19 protein-coding genes are annotated in these 23,407 nt (G+C 60.0%); 9 read left to right on the top strand and 10 right to left on the bottom strand.

Features of this window, described 5'->3' with window-relative positions; genetic code table 11:
* Both AC1DHT_RS12755 and AC1DHT_RS12750 read left to right on the top strand, forming a co-directional pair.
* Positions 1 to 2,478 carry an ABC transporter permease gene (locus AC1DHT_RS12755; RefSeq protein WP_427536473.1) on the top strand — a complete coding sequence of 826 codons (2,478 nt, stop codon included), beginning with the start codon at positions 1 to 3 and terminating at the stop codon, positions 2,476 to 2,478.
* Complete coding sequence (locus AC1DHT_RS12750) at positions 2,468 to 3,541, top strand: lipocalin-like domain-containing protein (protein ID WP_427536475.1); 1,074 nt, start codon at positions 2,468 to 2,470, stop codon at positions 3,539 to 3,541. The genes AC1DHT_RS12755 and AC1DHT_RS12750 overlap by 11 nt, the downstream gene beginning before the upstream one ends.
* A gap of 301 nt (positions 3,542 to 3,842) precedes the next feature.
* On the opposite strand, the gene AC1DHT_RS12745 is transcribed toward AC1DHT_RS12750, so the two are convergent.
* Together AC1DHT_RS12745 and AC1DHT_RS12740 are read right to left on the bottom strand one after the other, a co-directional pair.
* Complete coding sequence (locus tag AC1DHT_RS12745; protein ID WP_427536477.1) at positions 3,843 to 4,601, bottom strand: anti-sigma factor family protein; 759 nt, start codon at positions 4,599 to 4,601, stop codon at positions 3,843 to 3,845.
* Positions 4,594 to 5,106 (bottom strand): sigma-70 family RNA polymerase sigma factor, encoded by a 513-nt coding sequence (locus AC1DHT_RS12740; RefSeq protein WP_347929614.1) that lies wholly within the window; start codon positions 5,104 to 5,106, stop codon positions 4,594 to 4,596. The genes AC1DHT_RS12745 and AC1DHT_RS12740 overlap by 8 nt, the downstream gene beginning before the upstream one ends.
* Before the next feature lie 148 nt (positions 5,107 to 5,254).
* Between AC1DHT_RS12740 and AC1DHT_RS12735 the strand changes: the two genes are divergently transcribed.
* Both AC1DHT_RS12735 and AC1DHT_RS12730 read left to right on the top strand, forming a co-directional pair.
* On the top strand, positions 5,255 to 6,226 hold the full coding sequence (locus AC1DHT_RS12735) for a metallophosphoesterase family protein (RefSeq protein ID WP_427536479.1): 972 nt from the start codon (positions 5,255 to 5,257) through the stop codon (positions 6,224 to 6,226).
* A 13-nt stretch (positions 6,227 to 6,239) separates the two neighbouring features.
* Positions 6,240 to 6,560: a plastocyanin/azurin family copper-binding protein gene (locus AC1DHT_RS12730; protein ID WP_427536481.1), complete on the top strand. Its 321-nt coding sequence runs from the start codon at positions 6,240 to 6,242 to the stop codon at positions 6,558 to 6,560.
* 257 nt (positions 6,561 to 6,817) lie between these two features.
* On the opposite strand, the gene AC1DHT_RS12725 is transcribed toward AC1DHT_RS12730, so the two are convergent.
* Together AC1DHT_RS12725 and AC1DHT_RS12720 are read right to left on the bottom strand one after the other, a co-directional pair.
* The gene (locus tag AC1DHT_RS12725; protein ID WP_427536483.1) at positions 6,818 to 7,081 is read right to left on the bottom strand and encodes a hypothetical protein; all 264 of its coding nucleotides are present in this window, start codon (positions 7,079 to 7,081) and stop codon (positions 6,818 to 6,820) included.
* A gap of 48 nt (positions 7,082 to 7,129) precedes the next feature.
* On the bottom strand, positions 7,130 to 7,399 hold the full coding sequence (locus AC1DHT_RS12720; RefSeq protein ID WP_427536485.1) for a DUF6124 family protein: 270 nt from the start codon (positions 7,397 to 7,399) through the stop codon (positions 7,130 to 7,132).
* 358 nt (positions 7,400 to 7,757) lie between these two features.
* On the opposite strand from AC1DHT_RS12720, the gene AC1DHT_RS12715 reads away from it, so the two are divergent.
* Positions 7,758 to 10,589 (top strand): RHS repeat-associated core domain-containing protein, encoded by a 2,832-nt coding sequence (locus AC1DHT_RS12715; protein ID WP_477761370.1) that lies wholly within the window; start codon positions 7,758 to 7,760, stop codon positions 10,587 to 10,589.
* 196 nt (positions 10,590 to 10,785) lie between these two features.
* Here the strand turns inward: AC1DHT_RS12715 and hglS are convergent, their stop codons facing one another.
* From hglS to glcD, 4 genes are all read right to left on the bottom strand, one after another.
* The gene (gene hglS, locus AC1DHT_RS12710; RefSeq protein ID WP_427536489.1) at positions 10,786 to 12,183 is read right to left on the bottom strand and encodes a 2-oxoadipate dioxygenase/decarboxylase HglS; all 1,398 of its coding nucleotides are present in this window, start codon (positions 12,181 to 12,183) and stop codon (positions 10,786 to 10,788) included.
* A 110-nt stretch (positions 12,184 to 12,293) separates the two neighbouring features.
* Entirely contained in the window at positions 12,294 to 13,511 is a 1,218-nt protein-coding gene (glcF, locus tag AC1DHT_RS12705) for a glycolate oxidase subunit GlcF (protein ID WP_427536491.1), read from the bottom strand.
* A gap of 3 nt (positions 13,512 to 13,514) precedes the next feature.
* Positions 13,515 to 14,573: a glycolate oxidase subunit GlcE gene (gene glcE / locus AC1DHT_RS12700; protein WP_427536493.1), complete on the bottom strand. Its 1,059-nt coding sequence runs from the start codon at positions 14,571 to 14,573 to the stop codon at positions 13,515 to 13,517.
* Entirely contained in the window at positions 14,573 to 16,072 is a 1,500-nt protein-coding gene (gene glcD / locus AC1DHT_RS12695; RefSeq protein ID WP_427536495.1) for a glycolate oxidase subunit GlcD, read from the bottom strand. The genes glcE and glcD overlap by 1 nt, the downstream gene beginning before the upstream one ends.
* A 353-nt stretch (positions 16,073 to 16,425) precedes the next feature.
* On the opposite strand from glcD, the gene AC1DHT_RS12690 reads away from it, so the two are divergent.
* Both AC1DHT_RS12690 and AC1DHT_RS12685 read left to right on the top strand, forming a co-directional pair.
* Positions 16,426 to 17,499, top strand: a complete 1,074-nt coding sequence (locus AC1DHT_RS12690; RefSeq protein WP_427536497.1) for a diguanylate cyclase — start codon at positions 16,426 to 16,428, stop codon at positions 17,497 to 17,499.
* A gap of 526 nt (positions 17,500 to 18,025) precedes the next feature.
* Positions 18,026 to 18,328: a hypothetical protein gene (locus AC1DHT_RS12685; protein WP_123425406.1), complete on the top strand. Its 303-nt coding sequence runs from the start codon at positions 18,026 to 18,028 to the stop codon at positions 18,326 to 18,328.
* A 203-nt stretch (positions 18,329 to 18,531) separates the two neighbouring features.
* Here the strand turns inward: AC1DHT_RS12685 and AC1DHT_RS12680 are convergent, their stop codons facing one another.
* Positions 18,532 to 19,143 carry a glutathione S-transferase gene (locus AC1DHT_RS12680; RefSeq protein WP_427536499.1) on the bottom strand — a complete coding sequence of 204 codons (612 nt, stop codon included), beginning with the start codon at positions 19,141 to 19,143 and terminating at the stop codon, positions 18,532 to 18,534.
* A gap of 132 nt (positions 19,144 to 19,275) precedes the next feature.
* Between AC1DHT_RS12680 and AC1DHT_RS12675 the strand changes: the two genes are divergently transcribed.
* The gene (locus AC1DHT_RS12675) at positions 19,276 to 20,178 is read left to right on the top strand and encodes a patatin-like phospholipase family protein (RefSeq protein ID WP_427536501.1); all 903 of its coding nucleotides are present in this window, start codon (positions 19,276 to 19,278) and stop codon (positions 20,176 to 20,178) included.
* Here the strand turns inward: AC1DHT_RS12675 and AC1DHT_RS12670 are convergent.
* The gene (locus AC1DHT_RS12670) at positions 20,151 to 21,071 is read right to left on the bottom strand and encodes a MurR/RpiR family transcriptional regulator (protein ID WP_054596731.1); all 921 of its coding nucleotides are present in this window, start codon (positions 21,069 to 21,071) and stop codon (positions 20,151 to 20,153) included. The genes AC1DHT_RS12675 and AC1DHT_RS12670 overlap by 28 nt on opposite strands.
* A 312-nt stretch (positions 21,072 to 21,383) precedes the next feature.
* Between AC1DHT_RS12670 and AC1DHT_RS12665 the strand changes: the two genes are divergently transcribed.
* Positions 21,384 to 23,321, top strand: coding sequence for a bifunctional 5-dehydro-2-deoxygluconokinase/5-dehydro-2-deoxyphosphogluconate aldolase (locus AC1DHT_RS12665; protein ID WP_427536504.1), 1,938 nt, complete (start codon positions 21,384 to 21,386; stop codon positions 23,319 to 23,321).
* Positions 23,322 to 23,407 lie beyond the last annotated feature (86 nt).

Genomic DNA, 23,407 nt, shown 5'->3' with positions numbered 1-23,407 from the left:
ATGGACGTTTTGCGTGAAACCTTGCGAGCGCTGCTCAGCCATTGGCGTCAGCACCCGGTGCAGTTTTTCAGTGTGCTGACTGGGCTCTGGCTGGCCACCGGCCTGCTGACCGGGGTACAGGCGCTGAACAGTCAGGCGCGAGAAAGTTACGCCCGCGCCAGTCAACTGATTGGCGGTGAACCCCAGGCCAGCCTCAGTGCGCCGAATGGCGCGACCTTCTCTCAGGCGTTGTTCGTCAACCTGCGCCGGGCCGGTTGGCCGGTATCACCGGTGTTGCAGGCGCGACTGCAACTCAAGGGGCATGAAGACCTGCGCTTGCAGTTGATGGGTATCGAGCCGTTGTCGTTGCCCAGCGGTTCGGCGCTGGCCGGACAACACCTCGACATGGCGCAGATGGTCGATTTTGTCGGCCCGCCGGGCCGTACCTGGATTGCCCCGTCAACCTTGCAGGCGCTCGGTTTACGTGACGGCGACCAACCGCAAAACCTCAACGGGCAGACCTTGCCGCCGTTGCACAGTCAGGTCGACATGGCCCCCGGCGTATTGCTGGTGGACATCGGAGTTGCCCAGCAGGTGCTGGGTTTGCCGGCACAGCTGTCGCGACTGTTGTTGCCCAGGGATTTCGCCGCCACCGAGCCTCAGCTACCCAGCGAATTGACGGGGCAGTTGCAACTCAAGCGCAGCGGCGAGGAAAACAATCTGGCGCGGCTTACCGAAAGCTTTCACCTGAACCTCGACGCGCTGGGGTTTCTGTCGTTCGTGGTCGGCTTGTTCATTGTCCACGCGGCTATTGGTCTGGCGCTGGAGCAACGTCGCGGGTTGTTCAGAACCCTGCGCGCCTGTGGGGTCAGCGTGCGGACGCTGATCTTCTGCCTGAGCCTTGAATTGGGTGGGCTGGCACTGCTCGGCGGGATGGCCGGGGTAGTCAGCGGCTACCTGTTGGCCAGTCTGCTGTTGCCGGACGTGGCCGCCAGCTTGCGTGGTTTGTATGGTGCCGAAGTGGCGGGGCAGTTGAGCCTCAGCCCGCTGTGGTGGTTCAGCGGACTCGGATTGAGCCTGCTCGGCGCACTGCTGGCCGGCGCCAACAGTTTGCTGCGGGCAGCGCAGCTGCCGTTGCTGGCGTTGGCCAATCCGCAAGCCTGGCATCAGGCTCATGCGCGCTGGTTGCGGCGTCAGGGTTGGGTGGCCGCAGTCGCTGCGGCGATCGGACTGATTGCGTTGACGTGGGGGGACAGCCTGGCCAGTGGTTTTGTGTTGATGGCTGCGTTATTGATCGGTGCCGCATTGAGTTTGCCGGTGCTGCTCGACGCTGTATTGAATCGGCTCGTGCGGCGCAGCCGGTCGGTGCTGGGGCAATGGTTTCTCGCCGATTGCCGTCAGCAGTTGCCAGCCCTGAGCCTGGCCTTGATGGCGCTGCTGTTGGCGCTGGCGGCCAACATCGGGGCCGGCAGCATGACCGCCGGTTTTCGTCAGACGTTCAGTGACTGGCTGGAGCAACGGCTGACTGCCGAGCTTTACGTCAACCCGCAGAACCCGGCACAGGCCACCGAACTGCAGCAGTGGCTGCCGGAGCAAAAGCTCAGCGCGGTGTTGCCGAGCTGGCAGGTTGCGGTGTCGTTGCAGGGCTGGCCGGCGGACCTTTACGGGGTGATCGACCATCCGACCTATCGCGAACATTGGCCGTTGCTTGACGCGTTGGGTGAGCGTCCCTGGGATCAGTTGGTGGCGCATGACACGGTGATGCTCAGCGAACAACTGGCCCGTCGACTCAAGCTGCGGCTCGGTGACCGTCTGAGCGTTCCCACACCTCAAGGCGCGTGGTCACCGCAACTGATCGGAATCTATGCCGACTACGGCAACCCGAAGGGGCACTTGCTGGTCAACGCCGAACACCTGCTGCGTTACTGGCCGCAACTGACGCCGAGTCGCTTCAACCTGCGTCTCGATCCGGCGCAAATCCCCGCGCTGCTGACGGCGCTACAAACGCGCTTTGCCCTGGACGACAGCCGCATTGTCGATCAGGCCCGGCTCAAGGGCTGGTCGACGCAGGTGTTCGAACGGACCTTCGCGGCGACGGCGGCGCTCAACAGCCTGACCCTCGGCGTGGCCGGTGTGGCGCTGTTCATCAGTTTGCTCACCCAGAGTCAGAGCCGTCTCGGGCAACTGGCACCGTTGTGGGCGCTGGGCGTGACGCGCCGACAACTGATGCTGCTCAACCTCGGGCAGACCTGGTTACTGGCCCTGCTCACGCTGGTGGTGGCGTTACCCTTGGGACTGGCGCTGGCCTGGTGCCTGGACACGGTGATCAACGTTCAGGCGTTCGGCTGGCGCCTGCCGTTGCGGGTGTTCCCGCTGCAACTCGTGGAATTGATGGGGCTGGCGATGTTGGCGACGTTACTGGCCTCGGCCTGGCCATTGTTCAAGCTCTATCGCACGCAACCGGCGGACCTGCTGAGGAGCTTTGCCCATGAGGATTAACTGGGCCGTTGGCGTGTTGTTGCTGGCACTGACTGGTTGCGATGACTCATCGACGCACAACGAAAGTTTCGCCGGGCTGGGCAGTGAAGCGGCGGCGTTCCAGCAGGTGACGCCGAGCCGGGTATTCAGCTTTCCGGCCGATCATGGTGCTCATGACGGTTACCGCGTCGAGTGGTGGTACATCACCGCCAACCTCAAGGACCCGCAGGGCCGGGAATTTGGCGTGCAGTGGACGCTGTTTCGCAATGCGCTAAAGGCCGGGCCCGAGCAACCCGGCTGGGCCAGCCAGATCGTCTGGCTCGGTCATGCGGCAGTGACCTCGGCGACCGTTCATCACGCCGCCGAGCGTTATGCCCGCGGTGGCGTCGGCCAGGCCGGGGTTCAGAGCGTGCCGTTTGCGGCGTGGATCGATGACTGGCGCCTGAACACTCAAACCGACACCGTGAACCCTTTGGCCGAGATGCACATGCAGGCCAGCGGCAAGGGTTTCAACTATCGGCTGCGACTCACCTCAAATAGGCCGTTGGTGCTGCAAGGCGAGCAGGGCTTCAGTCAAAAATCCGAGCAGGGCCAGGCGTCGTACTACTACAGCCAGCCGTTCTTCCAGGCCAGCGGCAGCCTGGAAATCGACGGCACGACGTATCAGGTCAGTGGCCGGGCGTGGCTCGACCGTGAGTGGAGCAGTCAGCCACTGACGGCGAGCCAGACCGGTTGGGACTGGTTTTCCCTGCACCTGGACAGTGGCGCGCAAGTGATGCTGTATCGGATTCGACAGAAGGACGCAGGGGTGTACCTGACCGGCAGCTGGATCAACCCGGATGGCAGCGTTGTGCAACTCTCGCGAGACGAGATCAGCCTCACGCCGTTGGCGTCTTCCGAGGTGGCCGGGCGGCGTTTGCCGACGCGCTGGTCGATCAAGGTCCCGGGCAAAGGCCTGGATATCACCAGCAGCGCGCTGAACCCCGGGGCCTGGATGGATTTGCGCATTCCCTACTGGGAGGGGCCGGTGCAACTGAGCGGCAGCCATGCCGGCAACGGGTATCTGGAAATGACCGGGTACTGATCCAGAGCGCTGCCCGCTATCTTTGCGCTCTTGCTCAGGGAATCAAGGGTGGTCGAACTGGTTCGTTTTTTTTCGTTACAAACAATTTGGCAGAAATAGGGTGGGCAGATTAATTCAGAATCTTTCAACGGACAGGACGTTCGCGTTGCATTAAAATCCCCCCGTTCGCCCAGTGTCGGGGCTCTTTACCGGTGCATGGATTGCCAGGCCATAACACTGGGCGAACACCTTCCTCCAGGCGCGATAAACAACATTTCATGACGCGCCTCATCGCGCCGCAGCCTTCACGTAACGCCTGCCGTTAAAAAGCCCCCTGTTCAAGCAACTGGCTGAAGACTTCCAGTTCGTTTTTTTCCAGATCGGATATCACGATAAAACGCATGTGATTGTGTTGCCACGCGACCACGTTGTAACCGCGGATGAACTGGTTTTTCCGGGGCTGATCGGTTTCTGTCGTCGGCACCATGAACACGTTGATGATGTGCTTCGCCCGCCCGTAAGACAGTGCAGCGGTCGTCTGGTGCTGCAGGTAATCCAGGCGCCCGCCGAGTAAAGGGAAACCCTGTGCCGAGAAGTCGAACACCGGTGGCGAAAAATCCAGCTTGCCGGTAAACCAGGGCTTGACCGTGTGCCGGTCGGACGATACGACATCGTTCAAGTGCTGGGCCATCAACGAGCGCACATGGCTGGACACCGCTTCGTCCAGCCAGGGTTGCTCAGGCGAAGGCGTGGCCACATACAACACCAGGGCCATGGCCAGCGCGACCGCGGAAAAAACCGGTGCCAGCCACTTTCGCGTGGCATCTCTCACCACTTGCCAGGGAGAGGTCGGTGACGGGAGATTGACGAAGATCTGTTGAATCAGCGCATCGGGCGCCGCGTAATACGGCGCATAGGCCTTGACGCTGCTGATCAGCCGTTGCATTTCATCATGCACGCGTTGGCAGTCGGCACAGTGCGACAGGTGCCCGGCAACGTTTGCAGTGGTCGTTGCATCCAGTTCATGGTCCAGGTAGCCATGAATCAATTCGTGGCAGACCGTGCAGTTGATCTCATTCATGGCCTTGCAACTTCAGTAGTTCCAGCTTGAGCATGGCGCGAGCCCGGGCCAGTCTTGACATGACGGTTCCCAGAGGTATGTCCACCACCTTCGCGATGTCCTTGTAGGGCATATCCTCCAATTCCTTGAGGACGATCATTTCGCGAAAAGCCGGGGGCAGGGCGCGCAGTGCCTGTTGAACCCGTGCAGCGTCTTCGGCCTGCATGGCGAGCAGCTCCGGTGTCTGGCTATGGCTCAGGGCAACGTTGTCTTGCGAGATTTCATCGCCGATGGCGACCCAACGATGGCTGGCCGAGCCCTTTAGCCAGTTGTAACTCTCGTTGCGGACGATCGTCAGGAACCAGGCCTTGGCATTGCCATCGGCAAAGCGATGCAGAAATCTGAACGCCTTGAGTGCACTTTCCTGCACCACATCATGTGCCGCGCTGTCACTGCCGGTGAGCCAGCGCGCGAGGTTGTAAGCGGCATCCATATGCGGTGCAAGCAGCTCCTCAAATCGCTTCATAGTGCCCCAGCCTTTGCCCCCTATAACCCGGATTCGCTGCGTTTTATTCCCGGAATGAAAAATATTTTTTTCCCGGGAATAAAACCCCGACCGGCGCGGTTGTACATCCTGTCAGTTCATCAATGTAGACCGCTACGAGGGCGTTCCCATGAACATTCGTCCGGCATCACATGAAAAACGTACAGACGGCCCCCTGGACCCCGACCGCAGGCACCTGCTCAAGTGCTCGGCGTGGGCGGGTGCCGGTGTCATCTGGGCATTGAGCGGTGGCATTCCGCGAGCGTTCGCCCTGGGCGAAGATGGCCAGGTGAAGGACCCGAAAGCGCTGGACAGCACCTTCCACTTCGTACAAATCAGCGACTCGCACATCGGCTTCAACAAGGACGCCAATCCCGAACCGCTGAAGACCTTGCAGGTCGCCATCGACAAAGTTATTGCGCTGCCGAAACGGCCTTCGCTGATCCTCCACACGGGCGACATCACCCACCTCTCCAAACCCGAGGAATTCGATACGGCCGCATCTGTGCTCAAAGGCCTGCCTTCAACCGTGCACTACATTCCAGGCGAGCACGACACCCTCGATGAGGGCGGCGGCAAGCTCTACCTCGAGCGCTATGGCAAAGGCACCAAAGGCAATGGCTGGTACAGCTTCAACGACCACGGCGTGCACTTCATCGCGCTGGTCAATGTCTTCAACTTCCAGGCCGGCCATGAGGCCACGCTCGGTGCCGAGCAACTGGCCTGGCTGCAAGATGATTTAAAGGCGGTGAGTACCAGCACACCGGTTGTGGTGTTCACCCACATTCCATTGTGGACGATCTACCAGCCATGGGGCTGGGGCACCGAAGACGGCGATCAGGCCATCGCCATGCTGCGCAAATACGGTTCGGTGACGGTCCTCAATGGTCACATCCATCAGGTCATCCAGAAAGTCGAGGGCAACATCACCTTCCACACCGCACGCGGCACGGCTTACCCGCAACCCGCACCCGGTGTCGGGCCAGCACCGGGACCGATGACCGTGGCAGCCGATCAACTGCGCAACTACCTGGGGATTACCGAGGTCAAGGCGACGCAGGGCGATCATCCATTGGCATTGATCGATTCGACACTCGTTTGAGGACGGCGCTGACATGAAGCATTTACTGCGTGTAGTGGTCTTGGGTTGCTTGATGGTGTCGATACCGGCGTGGGCAGAAGGGATCAAAATCGATATCAAGGAATTCATGTTTGCGCCCAAGGACGTGACGGTAGCGGTGGGCACCAAAGTGACCTGGGTCAACGACGATCAAACGGTCCATACGGTGAAGGAAACCCACAACGTGTTCCATTCAGCGGCGCTCGACACCAACGACCAGTTTTCCTATCAGTTCAATACGCCGGGGACGTTTGAATACTACTGCGCACTGCACCCGCAGATGATTGGGAAGATTATTGTCAGCGGGGCGAAGTGAGGGGAGGGGTGTTGCAACACAGAAAAATGGATGACCCCAGGGGTTGATGACGGTCAATCAAGTGAACGCAAAGTTCGAAACAGCAAAGATAAAATGTGGGAGCGAGCCTGCTCGCGATGACGGTTTTACATTCGGCATCAATGTTGACTGTCACGCCGCTATCGCGAGCAGGCTCGCTCCCACAGGGGGCTTGCTTCGTTTTACAGAATGCATTTCCTTTACAGACCGGCATTAACCCCTGAGATCGCCTATTTTCATTACTGCGCCGACACCTGCGCTTGCAGTCGTCGACCAATGACATCCAGCAAATCACAACCGTCGCGCAGCGGAATCGCCAACACCCGTGCAAAGTCCTGCAAAACGACGGCATCGTTGTGGGGGGCTTCACGCAGGGCAAGATTCTCCAGCAACTGCGTCACCGCACTGATGCGGTAGGCGGCAGTGTCGTGCAGCACGTCGAGCGGTGCTTCGGTGTCGATAACCAGCGAGTGAAAGTTGTTGTCGATCCCGGTGATGGGCATTAACGCGAGCCATGGCTGTACCTCCATTGGATAAACGAACCTGAACACTCAATGGCGAACGCCGGATGCCAAATCAGGCATATCGAGGTGCTCCAGTGCCCGGTTGACCATCAACTCACCCAGCACGGTCAACTGCTGAATCGCCAACGCCACGCTGCGACGCGAGCCTTCGAGTTCAAAGGCCAGATCGGTGGCCATGGCATTGAGCGAGGCGAGGGTTTCGGAGGTGTGGATCAGCAGGGTTTCGGTGTCGACGTCAGGGCTGATGGTGAAGAGACGGCTGATGGAGGCGGGGGGATTGGGGGTGATCTTTTTCATTGGCTTGTTCCTGAAACCAAATCAAGGAAAAGCGCCTGCTTGAATTTAGAGGCGCTCGTGCACCTAGATTTTTTTGAAGGGCTTCCACACCCTTGCCACTGATTTTGCAGCGACAGACGAAGGCTATTCGCCTGGCCCACCCGGCACAAGTTCACCAAAACCGCTACAGCGTGCAGGAAATGTCCGAAGCCCGTGTTTCTGCGGTCTCTCGCCAAAGAGTCGAACCCGTTTCAAGCGGCCCTCAGCATGTTCGTCTAACCTGCGATGATTGTGCATCGAGAGTCTGTCGATGGAACCCGAGTACGCTGTGCACCGCAATACACCCATGCTGGCGGTAGTCGACGCTCGTGGCCTGGCCGTGGCGTCCGTAGCCTATTACCGCAAGACCAGCAGCGATGTGCGGCCTGAGACGCGAATAACGCGCGAGACTTTTGATGCGGCCGGTCGATCGCTGGCGAATTGGGACCCGCGTTTGGGCTCAGGCGGTACACCGATTGCCTCGATGATTCGCGTTCCTGGCTTGTCTGGACAACCCGTGTTAACCATCAGCGTTGATGCCGGTTGGCGGTTGGCATTGCAGGATGACACCGGGCAGGTTCGGCAGAACTGGGACGGGGCGGGGAATACAACTTGCTTTGAATACGACCCGATGGGCCGGCCACTGAGTATCGAGCAAACCTCGCCCAATACCGCCATGCAGTGTGTGGAGCGTTTTTATTACGGCTCGGCTGAATCAGAGGTCAGCGCTCGAAACCAGTGTGGTCGGTTGATTCGCCATGCGGACACTGCCGGTACGCGTGAGGTGCCCGACTACAACCTGCAAGGGGAACCGCTCACGGAATCACGGCGTTTTCTGGCAGCACTGGATCACCCTGGGTGGCCTGTCGCCGAGAGCCAACAGAATGCCTTGCTGGAGCAGGAGGCGGACAAAATCTACAGTACTCACTGGCAGTACGACGCGCTGGGTGGCGTGCTTGAGCATCTTGATGCCGCTGGACATGCTCGGCGCTATGCCTACACAGTTCAAGGGCAATTGCAGAGCAGTTGGCTGACGGTTGCCGGCAAGTCGGAACACGTGCTGGTCAGTGACATGGTCTATAACGCTTTTGGCCAGGTCGAACGCGAGAAGGCTGACAATGGCGTCAGCAGCAGCAGCAGCGTCTACGATCCCGCCGATGGCCGACTGCTGCAGTTGCTCGCGCGTAAAGGTGAACGAACCCTGCAAAACCTGCATTACGCCTATGACCCGGTGGGTAACATTATCCGCATGGCCGATGAGTCCCAACCGGTCACCTGGTTTGCCAATCAACGTGTCGAACCGGTCAACCGCTATAGCTACGACTCGCTCAATCAATTGATCAGCGCCACCGGGCGTGAGGTAGCGTCAGTCGTCAATGGTCCAGCACTGCCCGAGCTGATCTCCCCCCCGGATCCTGCTCGACTACAGCACTACAGCCAGACCTGGAGTTATGACGCAGGCGGCAATCTGCTCGCACAGCATCACAGCGGTAAACCCACGCACACCATGCTTGTTGAAGCCGGCAGCAATCGCGGGCTGACCCAGGTCGAGGGCCAAGAGCCGGACTTTGCTGCGAGTTTCGATGACAACGGCAATCTCAAGTTTCTGGCGCCGGGACAAGCGATGCGCTGGACGGCGCGCAATCAACTCAGCGAAGTCCTGTTGGTGACCCGGGCAAACGGCCAAAACGACAGCGAGCGCTATCTCTACGACGGTGCCGGTATGCGAGTGCGCAAGGTTCGTCATGCACAGGCGGCGAGCGTGACCCGAAAAACCGAGGTTCGGTATTTGCCGGGGCTGGAGATTCGTAGCGATGGGGCGGACAGCCCTGACGAAGTGTTGCACGTGCTTAATGTCCAGGCGGGACGTAGCAGTGTTCGGCTACTGCATTGGGCGCACGGTCAGCCGGATGACGTCGAAGAAGATCAGTTGCGTTACAGCCTCGACGACTATTTGGGCAGTAGCACGCTGGAACTGGATGGCCGTGGCAGCCTGATCAGTTATGAGGGGTATTACGCGTATGGCGGTACGGCCTGGTGGATGGGGCGTTCGCAGGTTGAAGCCAAGTACAAGTATGTTCGTTATTCGGGTAAGGAAAGGGATGCGACGGGGTTGTATTACTACGGCTTCCGGTATTATGCACCGTGGTTGCAGCGGTGGATTAATCCAGACCCGGCTGGGATTGTTGATGGGTTGAATCTATATGGAATGGTTCATAATAATCCAATTAACCTGATAGACAGCTCGGGAGCCATGTCGACGATACCGGAAAGTGCCAACTGGATTTGGATGGGGGGATCGCTATCAGTAGGGAGCGCGATCAATATCAATAAATTTATGTTTAATAACCCAAGCTATAAAGGCACTCTTTGGGTCGATAGGAGAGCAGGCCAAGGCAGCCATTTAGCAATGCGGGAAATGTTAAGTCATCGAATAAATATCAGAAATGTAAGTGAGATATTCGACAGCGCTGGTCCAAAGTTGCTGGCGGCTTTTGAGCGCGAACGATCAGGTCCACTCAAAAACTATGCGGCAGCAAGTGACATCGCCAGAGTAGCGCTTCTAGAAAAGGGTGCATTGTACATGGATGTGGATGTCGAGATGACAGCACCTATGTCACCTTTAGAGGCAAAGGCAGGTATCTTGATAGGTCCCGTCGAAGGACGCGATCTCGGAAATGCTATAATCGCGGCCCCTCCAGGATCAGAACAGATCAAAGCGGCAACTGAAAAGATCATCTCTGCATATGAGGCTTCGAACAATACCGCATGGTCCGTAAAGCGGCGGTATTCGAGCCCTTCACAAATAAAAGCTCAAAGCTTAGCCAGACACGATGTTTCACTGTCTATGCAGTCCATCAATGAGAAACTCATGACTATCCAGCGGGTGCAGATATATTCAGACTCCGAATTCGGAAAGGCAGAGGAGTCGTCTTTGGAAGAGTCACTGGAAAGCTTCCGTAAAATATCAATGTCTCTTGGGGTAAGCCTTGAGCGCCGGGCGGCCGACACAAGTAGAATGACGGGTACTAAAATGTGGAGAAAATTGCTTAATGCAGAATTTGGTGTTCCCCAGCGCCTTCGTTTTCCTAGTAACTTGTTTGAAAACGTAAATGCTTCCGGGCTGTCGTACACTAAAAGACCTCCGCTTCTGCGACGGTCATCTATTTAGGTGGAGTACACCCCATGGCGTTCTATCCGGAAAAGGTAGGGCAGCCGCAAAAACTGAGTTGTTACCTATGTGGGTGAGTCATACCGCCAGCGATTTTTTAATGACCTCTTCGTTTGAGGTCCAAAAACGCTGGCCTGGTTGAAAATCAGCCCTTTTCTAGGGCTGTCGTACCGGGTTCGGTGGGGCGAGCCGCCGTTCAGCTCAGCGGCGGCAAATTAAGCGCAGCGCAGCACTCCTCAATCGACCTCCGCTGTGTATCGGCATACAGCGCCAGTTCATCGATGGTCGACCGCCCCAATGCTTGTTCAAACGCCTGCCGGTTCGAATGCTCGCCGTAGTGGGTTTGCGCGGCATCCCCGAGGTTCGACTGGAAGATCCCCGCCGCGCTGACCGGCAGAAAGTCTTCGTACACCAGTGGCTCTGCGCGAATGAATTCGGCGTTGAGCAAGCCTTGCAACGACGCTGTCCCAAGTTCGTCGCCATCAGCCGCGAGGCCCTTCTCTGTGACGAAATAGCGGAAGTAGGCCAGACCCTGTTCGCGCATTTCGCGGTAGCTGTCCGGGAAGGCTTTGAAGTGCTCTTCCATCAGGCTGTTGTAGCGCGCCGCGTTGGCTTCGTTGGGGAAGTCCTTGAGTTCATCGCGGGCAGCGTTGAGCAAGCGGTCGTAGAGTGCACGGCCTTCAGGCGTCAGTGCGGCGCCGCGTTGTTCGATTTCACCGAAGCGGGCGCTGTGGCTGCCGTGGGCCTGCTGCTGATCGGTGAACGCAATCGGTTCGTCCAGCGCTTTGAAACTGGTCTGGCGCAGCAGGATCGGACACTGGCGGCGCGGTGGGCCTTCGATTACCGCTTTGGGGGTGATGCCGTGTTCGGGCATTTTTGCCTGCACGATGTCGATGTCCAGGGTGCGCGGCGTCAGGTGATTGATGTGCGGGCCTTTGAAGGCGACGACGTCGGCAATCAACCGATGCTGGGCGCTGAGTTGCTGGTATTGCGCGGCGGTGACAGTGGCGCGGTGGTGCCAGCGGAAAGTTTCCAGTGCCTGTTCGACGAAATCCTCGGCTTGCTGCTCGTTGAGTCCGCCGTGTTGTTCGGCCTGCTCGATCAGCGCCAGTGCCTGCGCGGTGAAAATCGAACGCTTGGCCAGCACCGATTCGGCAAACGTGCGCAGCTCGGGGTTTTCGATCAGTTCCAGGCGCAGCAGCGAGGTGAACACCCGGAACGGACTGACTTGCAACGACGCTTCATGCACGGCGCGGAACGCCGTGGAGTGCACCGGCACTCCTGCCGGCGTCAGGTCGTAATAGCCGACCGGCTGCATGCCCATCACCGCGAACAAGCGGCAGAGCGTCGCCAGCTCTTGCGCGGTGCCGACGCGGATCGCCCCGTGGCGTTCCAGGTCCAGGCGCTCGATTTCGCCTGTGCTGCGTAACTGTCGGGCAATCGCCGGATCGCTGTCGAGCACCTGGGCGTTGGTCTGCGCCACCAGTTCCATCAAGGCGCCGTACAGCGGCACTTCTTCGCGGTACATGTCTGACATCGCTCGCGAGAAGCGTTGGCGGATCAGGTCTGGGCTGACGACGTTGTGGTTGCTCATAAACACGAATCCCGGCGCAGTGACAGTGGAGTAGGCCGATTCTGTTCGGCACAGGCGACGCTGACAAACGAAGTTTCTTCTGAACTTCATTCTGCAAATGACTGCTGCGATCAACGCAATATCTGATCCACCAGCTCGATCCAGTGCCGGACTGGTGTCCGTCCGGCGCTGGCGAGGTGGCTCTGGCAACCGATGTTGGCGGTGACGATCAGCTCCGGCCGGCCGCTTTCCAGAGCGTTGAGCCTGTTGTCGCGCAGTTGCCGGGCGAGCACCGGTTGGGTCAATGAGTACGTCCCGGCCGAGCCACAGCACAAGTGACTGTCGGGCACGCTGGTGAGGTTGAAACCGAGGCGGGTCAGTAGTTCTTCGACTGCACCGCCGAGTTTTAGCGCGTGCTGCAAGGTGCACGGGCAGTGGAAGGCGATTCGTCGTTCGGTGGCCGCGCACACTCGCTCCAAGGGTTCGTCGCGCAGGATCTCCACCAGGTCCTTGCTCATCTCGCTGACCCGTTTGGCCTTGGCCGCGTAGGCCGGATCGGTCTTGAGCAAATGCCCGTAATCCTTGATGAACGCACCGCAGCCGCTGGCGGTTTGCACGATGGCTTCGGCGCCGCTTTCCAGCGCGGGCCACCAGACGTCGATGTTCTGGCGGGCGCGATTGAGCCCCTGTTCCTGAGCGTCAAGGTGATAGTCCAGCGCTCCGCAGCATCCGGCCTGGTGAACGGTGCTGACGCTGATCCCCAGTCGATCGAGCACCCGAGCTGCGGCGGCATTGGTGTTCGGTGACAAACCCGGCTGCACACAGCCTTCGAGCATCAGCACTTTTCGCGCATGCACCGTGGTTGGCCATTCTCCCGCTGGCGGCACGTCGCGCGGCAGTTTGGCTTCGAGGTCGCGCGGCATCAGCGGCCGGAAGGTTGCGCCGATCTGCAACAAGACCTTGAACAGTCCGGGGTTTGGCGCCATTGCCCGCAAGCCCTGACGCAACACGCGCTGGCTCGCCGAGCGCGGCACCGCCTGATCGACCACCGCGCGGCCGATGTCCAGCAGGTTGTGATAATCGACCCCGGACGGGCAGGTGGTTTCGCAGGCGCGGCACGACAGGCAGCGGTCCAGGTGCAATTGGGTCTGGGCGGTGGCGGGGTGACCTTCGAGCACTTGCTTGATCAGGTAGATGCGCCCTCGTGGGCCGTCCAGTTCATCGCCGAGCAACTGATAGGTCGGACACGTGGCGTTGCAGAACCCGCAGTGCACGCAGGTGCGCAGAATGCTTTCGGCTTCTGCCGCGCGGGGCAGGCGTTTGGCCTGATCGCTGAGGGTGGTCTGCATGCTTCAGAACTCCGCGTACATCCGGCCAGGGTTGAACAACCCCTGAGGGTCGAGTTGGGCCTTGAGCTGTTGGTGATAGCGCAACAGCGCCGGCGCCAACGGCTGGAACGGCGTGTCGCTGACGCCGTGGCTGTAGCACGTCGCATGGCCGCCCAGATCCGCGGCCAGTGACTGAATGTCCGGCGCCTCGGATTTCAACCAGCGTTGCGCACCGGCCCAATCGATCAGCTGTTCGCCGGGCAGCGTCAGCGGGCCGATGTTGTTCGGCAATGACAGACGCCACAACGGCAGCCCTTCATCGAAAAATGCCAGCTGTTGTTCATTCAGCGCCTCCCAGTATTGAGCGTCCAGCACCTCGCCACCGAGGCGCTGATGGGCGGCGCTGACCGAACCTTCGCCGCCCTCCAGCCGCAGGTGTAATTGCCGGCCGTCATGGCACGCCGCGCTGATGGGCAGCGGTTGCTGGCCCCACTCGGCGAGTTTGCTCAAGGCGTGGGCGCTGTCGAGTTCCAGGCTGATGCTCAGGCACTGGCGCGGTTTGGGCAGGACCTTGAGCGAGACTTCGGTGATCACGCCGAGGCAACCGAAGCTGCCGGTCAACAACCGCGACAGGTCATAACCGGCGACGTTTTTCATCACCTCGCCGCCAAAACGCAGCTGTTTACCGTTGCCGGTGATCAGCCGGGTGCCGAGCACAAAGTCACGCACCGAACCGGCCCATGGGCGACGCGGGCCCGATAGCCCCGAGGCAATCATGCCGCCGACCGTGGCGTCTTCACCAAAGGAGGGCGGCTCACAAGGGAGCATTTGCCCGGCCGCATCCAGCGCCGCCAGCAACTCCCTCAGCGGTGTACCGCAGCGAGCGGTGATCACCAGTTCGGTCGGGTCATAGCTGACGATGCCGCGATGGGCGCGGGTGTCGAGCACCTCGCCAGCCACCTCGCGGCCGAGGAAGGCCTTGCTGCTGGCGCCTTGAATGCGCAGCGGCGTGGCGTTCTCCCGGGCCTGGTTGATTTGCTCCAGTAACTCCACGCTGGCGTCCCGGTCCTGGTCGGTGTGCATCAGAAACGCTCCAGTTCAGGGAAGGGCAGTTGTCCGCCGTGGACATGCATGGCACCGAACTCGGCGCAGCGGTGCAGCGTGGGAATGTTCTTGCCGGGATTGAGCAGGCCTTTGGCGTCGAACGCGATTTTGATTGCGTGAAACACCGTCAGCTCGTCGTTGTTGAACTGCGCGCACATCTGATTGATTTTCTCGCGGCCGACACCGTGCTCGCCGGTGATGCTGCCGCCAACCTTGACGCAGAGTTCGAGGATTTTCCCGCCGAGGGCTTCGGTGCGTTCCAGCTCGCCGGGCTGGTTGGCGTCGAACAGGATCAGCGGGTGCATGTTGCCGTCACCGGCGTGAAACACGTTGGCGACTCGCAAGCCGTATTCACTGGCCAGCTCGGCAATCCCCTTGAGCACCCGAGGCAACTCGCATCGCGGGATGGTGCCGTCCATGCAGTAGTAATCCGGCGACAAGCGCCCGATCGCCGGGAACGCCGCTTTGCGTCCGGCCCAGAATTTAACCCGTTCCGCCTCGTCGCGGGCCTGGCGCACTGCACTGGCGCCGGCCTGTTCCAGCACAGCGCGAACCCGCAGGCAATCATCGCGTACATCGGCTTCGACGCCATCGAGTTCACACAGCAGAATCGCCTCGGCGTCCACTGGGTAACCGGCGTGAACGAAGTCTTCGGCGGCGCGCAAGGCCAGGTTGTCCATCATCTCCAGGCCTGCGGGAATGATCCCGGCAGCGATGATCTCCGCCACGGCGCCTCCGGCTTTTTCCACGGAGTCGAAACTCGCCAGCAGCACTTTGGCGGCCTGCGGTTTGGGCAGCAGTTTGACCGTGACTTCGGTGATGATGCCCAGCAATCCCTCGGAGCCGTTGAACAGCGCCAACAGGTCGAACCCTGCTGAGTCCAGTGCGTCCGAGCCTAAGGTCAGGTGTTCGCCTTCAATCGTCAGCACTTCCAGCTTCAGCACATTGTGGACGGTCAGGCCGTATTTCAGGCAGTGCACGCCACCGGCGTTTTCCGCGACATTGCCGCCAATCGAGCAGGCGATCTGCGAGGACGGGTCCGGCGCGTAATACAGGCCAAGCGGTGCGACGGCCTGGGAAATTGCCAGGTTGCGTACCCCCGGTTGAACCCGAGCGGTGCGGGCGGCGGAGTCGATGTGGAGGATCTGATTGAAGCGCGCCATCACCAGCAGCACGCCTTTTTCCAACGGCAGCGCACCTCCGGACAACCCGGTGCCGGCGCCACGCGCCACCACGGGCACCCGATGGGCATGGCAGAGTTTGAGCACGGCCTGAACCTGCTCGAAATAACGCGGCAGCAGCACCAGCATCGGCGTGGTTCGATAGGCCGAGAGCCCATCGCACTCGTAGGGTTTGAGTTCTTCTTCGCGGTAGAGAATGTCCATTTCCGGCACCTGCTCGCGCAAGGCGTTGAGCAAGGCTTCCTTGTCGACCGGGGGCAGGGCACCGTCGATGCGTTCGTCGTAGAGAATGTTCATCAGATGACAAGCCTCGTAGCAGCTGCCGAAGGCTGCGTTCGGCTCGGTCCGCGCTCGGGCGAAGCAGTCGTAAACAGGAATGATTTGGTATGCCTGACACAATCGAGTCCACCATTTTGCGACTGCTACGTCTGAACGCAGCCTGAGCCGAACGCAGCCTTCGGGTGTGTGTTCAAGCCCGGGTTCTTTGTCATTTATAGTCAAAATTTCGACAGTGGGCCTGCCGGCAGGGCTATTCCGGGCCGCCAAGCGGTGATGGCTATTTGATTGCGCCCTGATAGACTTCCAGACATCCCTGTCCGAGTTACTCGAAGTTTCAGGTCAGTAGTAGTGAAGAGGAGCTTTGTCCCCTTATGCACCATAACGGAGGAAAGGGACTTTCACTGGCACGGAGGCTTTACACATCGCGAATCCTGGGAATGGTCCTGGGCCTGCTCTGCGTGGGCGCGGCGATCATTCCACTCAAACCGCCGCATTGGCTGTTGGCGCTGATGCTGTTCAACGGTCTCGTCTGGCCGCACCTGGCCTATCAATGGGCGCGCCGCTCGCCCACGCCTTATCACGCCGAACACCGGAATATTCTGATCGACGCGTTCATGGGCGGATTCTGGGTCGCGGCCATGCAGTTCAACCCCTTACCCAGCACTGCCACGTTGTCGATGATGGCGATGAACAACGTCGCCATTGGAGGCCTGCGTTTTCTACTCGTTGGCACGGTGGCTCAGCTGTTGGGCGTGGGTGTCGGGTTGCTGGTTTTCTTTCCGGTGTTAATCCCGCAAACCAGCCCTGGTCAGTTGTATGCCTGTTTACCGTTGCTGACGTTTTACCCCTTGGTGTTGGGCTGGATCTGCTTTCGTCAGGCCCACACACTGGGCAAACGCAAACGCGAACTGCTGGCCCTGAGCCGCACCGACAGCCTCACCGGGCTGTTGAACCACGGCGCCTGGAAAGATGCGCTGGAGGTCGAGTTCCAGCGTTGTCAGCGCCAGCAGCGGGGCGGTGCAATTGCCTTGATCGACATCGACCACTTCAAGATCATCAACGACACCTACGGGCATGTGGCCGGCGATATCGTGTTGCGTCAATTGAGCAAAGTTCTCAAGCAAAACCTGCGCGCCAGTGATGTGGCCGGGCGCTATGGCGGTGACGAGTTCTGCGTGATCCTGCCCGACGTGCCACTGGCCCACGCGGCCCAGGCGATGGACGCCTTGCGCGATCGGTTTTCGGGGCTGGGTTACGAGCAGAATCCGGCGTTGAAAGTCAGCCTGAGCATTGGCCTGGCCGCGTTCGACCCGATGCACACTGAAGCCATGCAATGGCTCAACGATGCCGATGAGGCGCTGTATGCCGCCAAGACCACCGGGCGTAACCGGGTGATCTGTCATGCCGATGGGCTGGTGCAGCGAGTGGCGATGGGGTTGGTTTGAATACGCATAGACAAGCGCAGACCGTCGTAGCAACTGCCGAGCCCGCGAGGCTGCGTTCGAGGACGAAGTCCTCGCAAATCCTGCGTACGCGGTTTACCTGAAAAAACGCGTTGTCGGATTTTACGACCGCTGCGTCCGGATGCGGCCCAGACCTAACGCAGCCTCGCAGGCTCGGCAGCTGCTACGGAGGATCGGTGGGGCGCACAGTCCTCAAAATCCCCCCACAACTTTCCAAGACCTTTCCGACACCGTACCCTGTTGCCGCGTTTCAGCGTCGGGCCCTATAGTTCGAGCTCGCTGAAAGAATCCGCGAACGACCTTGGCCGGTCGGACGATGACCACGCTTCAGCGTCAAAAACACCGTAGCAGACGCTTTTTTTGTGTTTGCAACATCGTGTTATGGCAGCTGTGTGCGGGACACCTTTGGGTGTGCCGGTGTGGTCGTTACCGGTCGGCCAACCCTCGCACAGCTGCCACCTCTCTCGTTTGGCCGCGAATGGTGGAAGCTCAACAAAGAGTAAAAACCATGAACGACCAAGTCATGCCTCGCTATCTCCCCGTCGACACCTACGACTCCGCAAACCCCGTGCTCTTCATCAACACCCACAAAGAGCTCAGCGACCTGGCCGCCTGCGCCGCACATCGTTTCACGGTGGTTCGCGACCTGATGGACACCTTGACCAGCCTTTCCCTCAAGGGCATTTCCGATTGCGACCTGACCCGCGTCACCCGCGGCGTGCATTTGCTCACCCGTGAGGGTTGTGCGGTGCTGGAGGTGATTCAGCTGCGGGTGGGGCAGTTGGAGGAAGGGTACAAAGCCAAGCCCTAGCGGCTACCGGCAATCAGTTAAAGCGCGAAACCTGTGGGAGCGAGCCTGCTCGCGATGAGGCCATCACATACAACATCTATGTTGGCTGATACACCGTCATCGCGAGCAGGCTCGCTCCCACACGAGTCTTGCTTCGTTTTACAGAACGTATTGCCATTCACTGAATGGCATTAGCCCTAGTGGCCTGGTTCTGTAGGAGGTCTTCAAGTAATCGGTGTGCTGACGAACGCCGGTAGCTGTTCGGCGTAGGCGGTGAACGCGCGGATTCTCGGGAACTGCGCGTCACTGACCTGATCCGGCACCACCAGATTGGTGAAGCTCCAGGCCACGGCGAGGGTGATGCCCGCCTGGTCGAGGGAACCGTCGGTCTTCAGCGGCTGCTTGTCCAGTTCCTGTTCCAGGGCCGAATACGCCGCCAGCAACTGTCCGCTGATGCGTTCCAGCCATGGTTCATGCTGTTTCTCGGCCGGGCGCAAAGTGCGCTCGTAGTAGATCTGCACCGACTTCTCGCAAGCCGCCAGGGCCAGGCCGATCAGCCGCAATGCACGCGAGCGCTGGTCCAGTTGCGTGGGCATCAGACTTTTGTCCGGTCCGCTCAAGGCTTCGAGGTAGTCGATGATCAAGGTCGAATCCATCAGCACTTCGCCGTTGTCCAGCACCAGCGTCGGGGCCTTGACCACCGGGTTGATCTGCTGGAACTGCGCAAACTGGCGGAACACCGACACCGAGGCGTGCTCGAACGGGATGTCCAGCGATTTCAGGCTAATGGCGACGCGTCTTACATAAGGTGAATCGAGCATTCCGATCAGCTTCATGTACAGCTCCTTTGATAATGCGTAGGCAGTGCGTCGCCAATTTAGCGGCAAACCGGTGACCTACGCCAGTGCACTCGGGCTCAGCCGCTATGCTTGAGAGTCTAGGTGCCCGGATGTTTCTGGAGGTCTGTCATGCCCGCCGAAAAAACTGCGCTCGTCCTTGCCGGTGGCGGCAGCCTCGGTGCGGTTCAGGTCGGCATGTTGCAGGCGCTGGTCGAAGCGGGCGTGTCGTTCGATATGGTGATCGGTGCCTCGGTCGGCGCCATCAACGGCGCGTACTTCGCAGCAAAGCCGAACGCACAAGGGGTGGCCGAGCTGGCGGACTTCTGGCGTGGTTTGCGCAAGGCCGATGTGTTTCCGTTTTCGCTGTTCGATAGCCTGTCGGCGATTTTTCGGCGCCGGGGCTTTCTGTTGCAGTCTGCGGCGCTGGAACATCTGGTGCGGCGGGCGTTGCCCTTCAAGCAGATCGAAGACACCGAACTGCCGCTGCACATCGTCACCACCAATTTGCTCACCGGCGCCGAAGAACTGCTGTCCAGCGGCAGTGTCGAGCAGGCGTTGCTGGCCAGCGCGGCGATTCCATTGGTGTTTCCGTGTGTGCAGATCGGCGGCAAGCTGTTGATCGACGGCGGCGTGGCCAGCAATACGCCGATTGCCAGTGCGGTGTACCTGGGCGCGACGCGGGTTGTGGTGGTGCCGACCGGTTTTGGTTGTGACTGCCCCAGTCCGCCCTCAGGGCTGGTGGCGTTGGCGCTGCACACGTTGAACCTGATGAGCATGCGCCAGCTGGTGCGCGACATTGAACTGTATTCACCGCGAGCGGCGATCCATGTGGTCGCGCCGCTCTGTCCGCTGGGGATCTCGGTGTTCGATTTCACCCAGACCGATCAACTGCTGCAGCGCGCTTATCAGTCGACCCAGGCCTGGATTGACGGCGGCGGGTTGCTTCGCGCCGGGGTGCCGGGCTCGTTGCAGGCCCACACCCATACCCATCATGGTGGTGAGGGTCAGTCCTCGAACCCGACCTGCTCGTGAATCTCATCCATCTTCAGCTCCAGGCGATAGGCCACGGCGATGAACAATGCCTGGCACAGGCACAAAGTTGCACTCAAGGAGCGGAATGCAAACGAGGAACCTTCATTGACCAGCAGCACCGTGTTAGCCCGTTTGGCCAGCGGCGAGAGGTTGCTGTCGGTGATGATCAGGGTTTTCGCCTGATGGTGCTGGGCGATGCGCAGGCAGTGCTGGGTTTCCTTGCCGTAGGGCGTGAAGCTGATGGCGATCACCAGGTCATTGGCCCGCACGCTGCGCATTTGCTCGCGGTAGCTGCCGCCCAGTCCCGAGACCAGGTGAATGCGCTTGTTGGTGTGTTGCAGGTTGTACACCAGGTAATCGGCCACCGCGAACGAGCGGCGCACCCCGACCACGTAGATGTTGTCGGCATTCACCACCAAGTCCACGGCTTTCTCGAAGGACTGGTCATCCAGCTCCAGACCCAGGCGTTCGATGCCTGACAGCGTGGCGTTGATGCACTCGCGCGCCAGGTCGCCGCCGCTGGCCTTCTGCGACTTGTTGGCGATCATGCTGCGAATGCGCTGCTGGTAGTTCTGCACCGGCGTGGTTTTGTGGGTGTACGCCTCGCGAAACAACGCCTGCATTTCGCTGAAACCGCTGAAACCAAAGCGCTGGGAGAAACGCACGATGGCCGAAGGGTGCACTTCGCATTCGCGGGCGATGTCGCTGATGCGGTCGACCATGATCCGGTCGCTCTGCTGGCTCATGTAGCTGGCGATGCGTTTGAGCTGCCGCGGCAGGCTTTCGTATTCGTTGGTGATCAGCTGCAGCAAGCGTTCGGCATTGATCGGGGGGCTGGCGAGGTCGCTTTGCGGCGTGGTCTCGGCGGTAGCCGGCTGATCGGTGCGGGACATAAATGATCCTTCTGGCTTGTTCTTATTGGGCCGCTCGGTGAAGCGTTGCCCATGACAATAGGTTGGCTGTGCGCAGTCTACAGGGTAGGCGTGAATAAAATCTTGAGCCGTGGGTCAGCCGGACACGTGCTGAAACGATGCACGGTGCCTAGGGCGGTTCCGTAAAAGTTTATTGGAAAAAATATTCCACGTAAAAATATATTGGAATAAATATTGATTTGTGCGCGCCACACGTTTTAGTCTGCATCCACCAAAAGCGTTCGGCGCCACCATCGCCCCGAACGCAGGCTGATAAAAATAACAGGAGCCAGCATGGGCCAGACTCGTTTTGCCAGTGGGCGTCAATTGGATCTGATTTGCCTCGGGCGCCTTGGCGTCGACCTCTATGCACAGCAAGTCGGTGCACGGCTGGAGGATGTCTCGAGCTTCGCCAAATACCTCGGAGGTTCGTCCGCTAACATCGCCTTCGGCACGGCCCGGTTGGGGCTGAAGTCAGCCATGCTCAGCCGGGTGGGGGACGACCACATGGGGCGTTTCCTGGTCGAGTCCCTGGCCCGTGAAGGCTGCGACGTCAGCGGCATCAAGGTCGATCCGGAGCGCCTCACCGCCATGGTTTTGCTGGGCCTCAAGGACCGCGAAACCTTTCCGTTGGTGTTCTACCGCGAAAACTGTGCCGACATGGCCCTGCGCGCCGAAGACATCAGCGAAACCTTTATCGCCTCCAGCAAAGCCTTGCTGATCACCGGCACGCATTTCTCTACCGACGGCGTCTACAAGGCGAGCATCCAGGCGCTGGAGTACGCCGAAAAGCACAACGTCAAACGCATTCTCGACATTGATTACCGGCCGGTTCTTTGGGGCTTGGCGGGCAAGGCGGATGGCGAAACCCGTTTCGTCGCCGACCAGCAGGTCAGCCAGCACGTACAGAAAATCCTCCCGCGTTTCGACCTGATCGTCGGCACCGAAGAGGAGTTCCTGATTGCCGGTGGCAGCGAGGACTTGTTGAGTGCACTGCGCAACGTCCGTCGTCTGACAGCGGCGACCCTGGTGGTCAAGCTCGGGCCGCAAGGCTGCACGGTGATTCACGGGGTGATTCCGGTTCGTCTCGAAGACGGCGCGATCTATCCCGGTGTGCGGGTCGAAGTGCTCAATGTGCTGGGCGCTGGCGATGCGTTCATGTCGGGTTTCCTCAGTGGTTGGCTGGAGGATGCCAGCGATGAGCGCTGCTGCCAGTTGGCCAATGCCTGCGGCGGCCTGGTGGTTTCTCGCCACGCCTGCGCCCCGGCGATGCCGACCCGCGCCGAACTGGATTACCTGTTCAACAGCCCGGTGCCGATCACCCGGCCGGATCAGGATGCCGTGTTGCAACGTCTGCATCAGGTCAGCGTGCCGCGCAAAACCTGGAAGCAGCTGTTCATTTTTGCCTTCGACCATCGCGGGCAACTGGTGGAGCTGGCGCAAAAGGGCGGTCGCGAGCTGAGCAGCATCGGCGAACTCAAGCAGTTGTTCATCAAAGCCGTCGAGCGGGTCGAAGCGGACCTGCGTCGGCAGGGCATCGAGGCGGATGTCGGTCTGCTGGCTGACCAGCGTTTCGGTCAGGACTCGCTGAATGCCGCCACCGGTCGCGGCTGGTGGGTGGCGCGTCCGGTGGAGGTGCAGGGTTCACGGCCACTGGCCTTCGAACATGGTCGTTCGATTGGCAGCAACCTGATCGCCTGGCCGCAGGAACAAATCATCAAGTGCCTGGTGCAATTTCACCCCGACGACGAACCGTTGCTGCGTCTGGAACAGGAAGCGCAGATCAAGGGGTTGTATCAGGCGGCGCAGGTCAGCGGCCATGAGTTGCTGCTGGAAATCATCCCGCCCAAGGATCACCCGTCAGCGCATCCGGACGTGCTCTATCGCGCGATCAAACGCCTGTACAACCTGGGCATTTTCCCGGCCTGGTGGAAGATCGAGGCGCAAAGCCGCGAGGAGTGGAAACAGCTCGACGAGCTGATCCAGGAGCGCGATCCCTATTGCCGAGGCGTGGTGCTGCTGGGGCTGAATGCACCGGCTGCAGCGCTGGCCGAAGGCTTTGCGCAAGCGAGCCAGAGCAAGACCTGCAGAGGGTTTGCAGTCGGCCGGACGATTTTCCAGGAGCCGAGCCGAGCGTGGCTGGCCGGTGAGATCGATGACGAAGCGCTGATCCAGAGAGTACAGGGCACGTTTGTCGAACTGATCAACGCCTGGCGCACCGCCCGCGCCTGAAACTGATTTTTGATTGAAATGCGATACCTGTGGGAGCGAGCCTGCTCGCGATGCTTTTGGCGCCCTTGAAGGCCCCATCGCGAGCA

The sequence above is a fragment of the Pseudomonas sp. 05N432 genome (genome assembly GCF_056396945.1).
The sequence above is the reverse complement of the archived record's forward strand: the minus strand, read 5'-3'. Positions and strand labels throughout refer to the sequence as shown.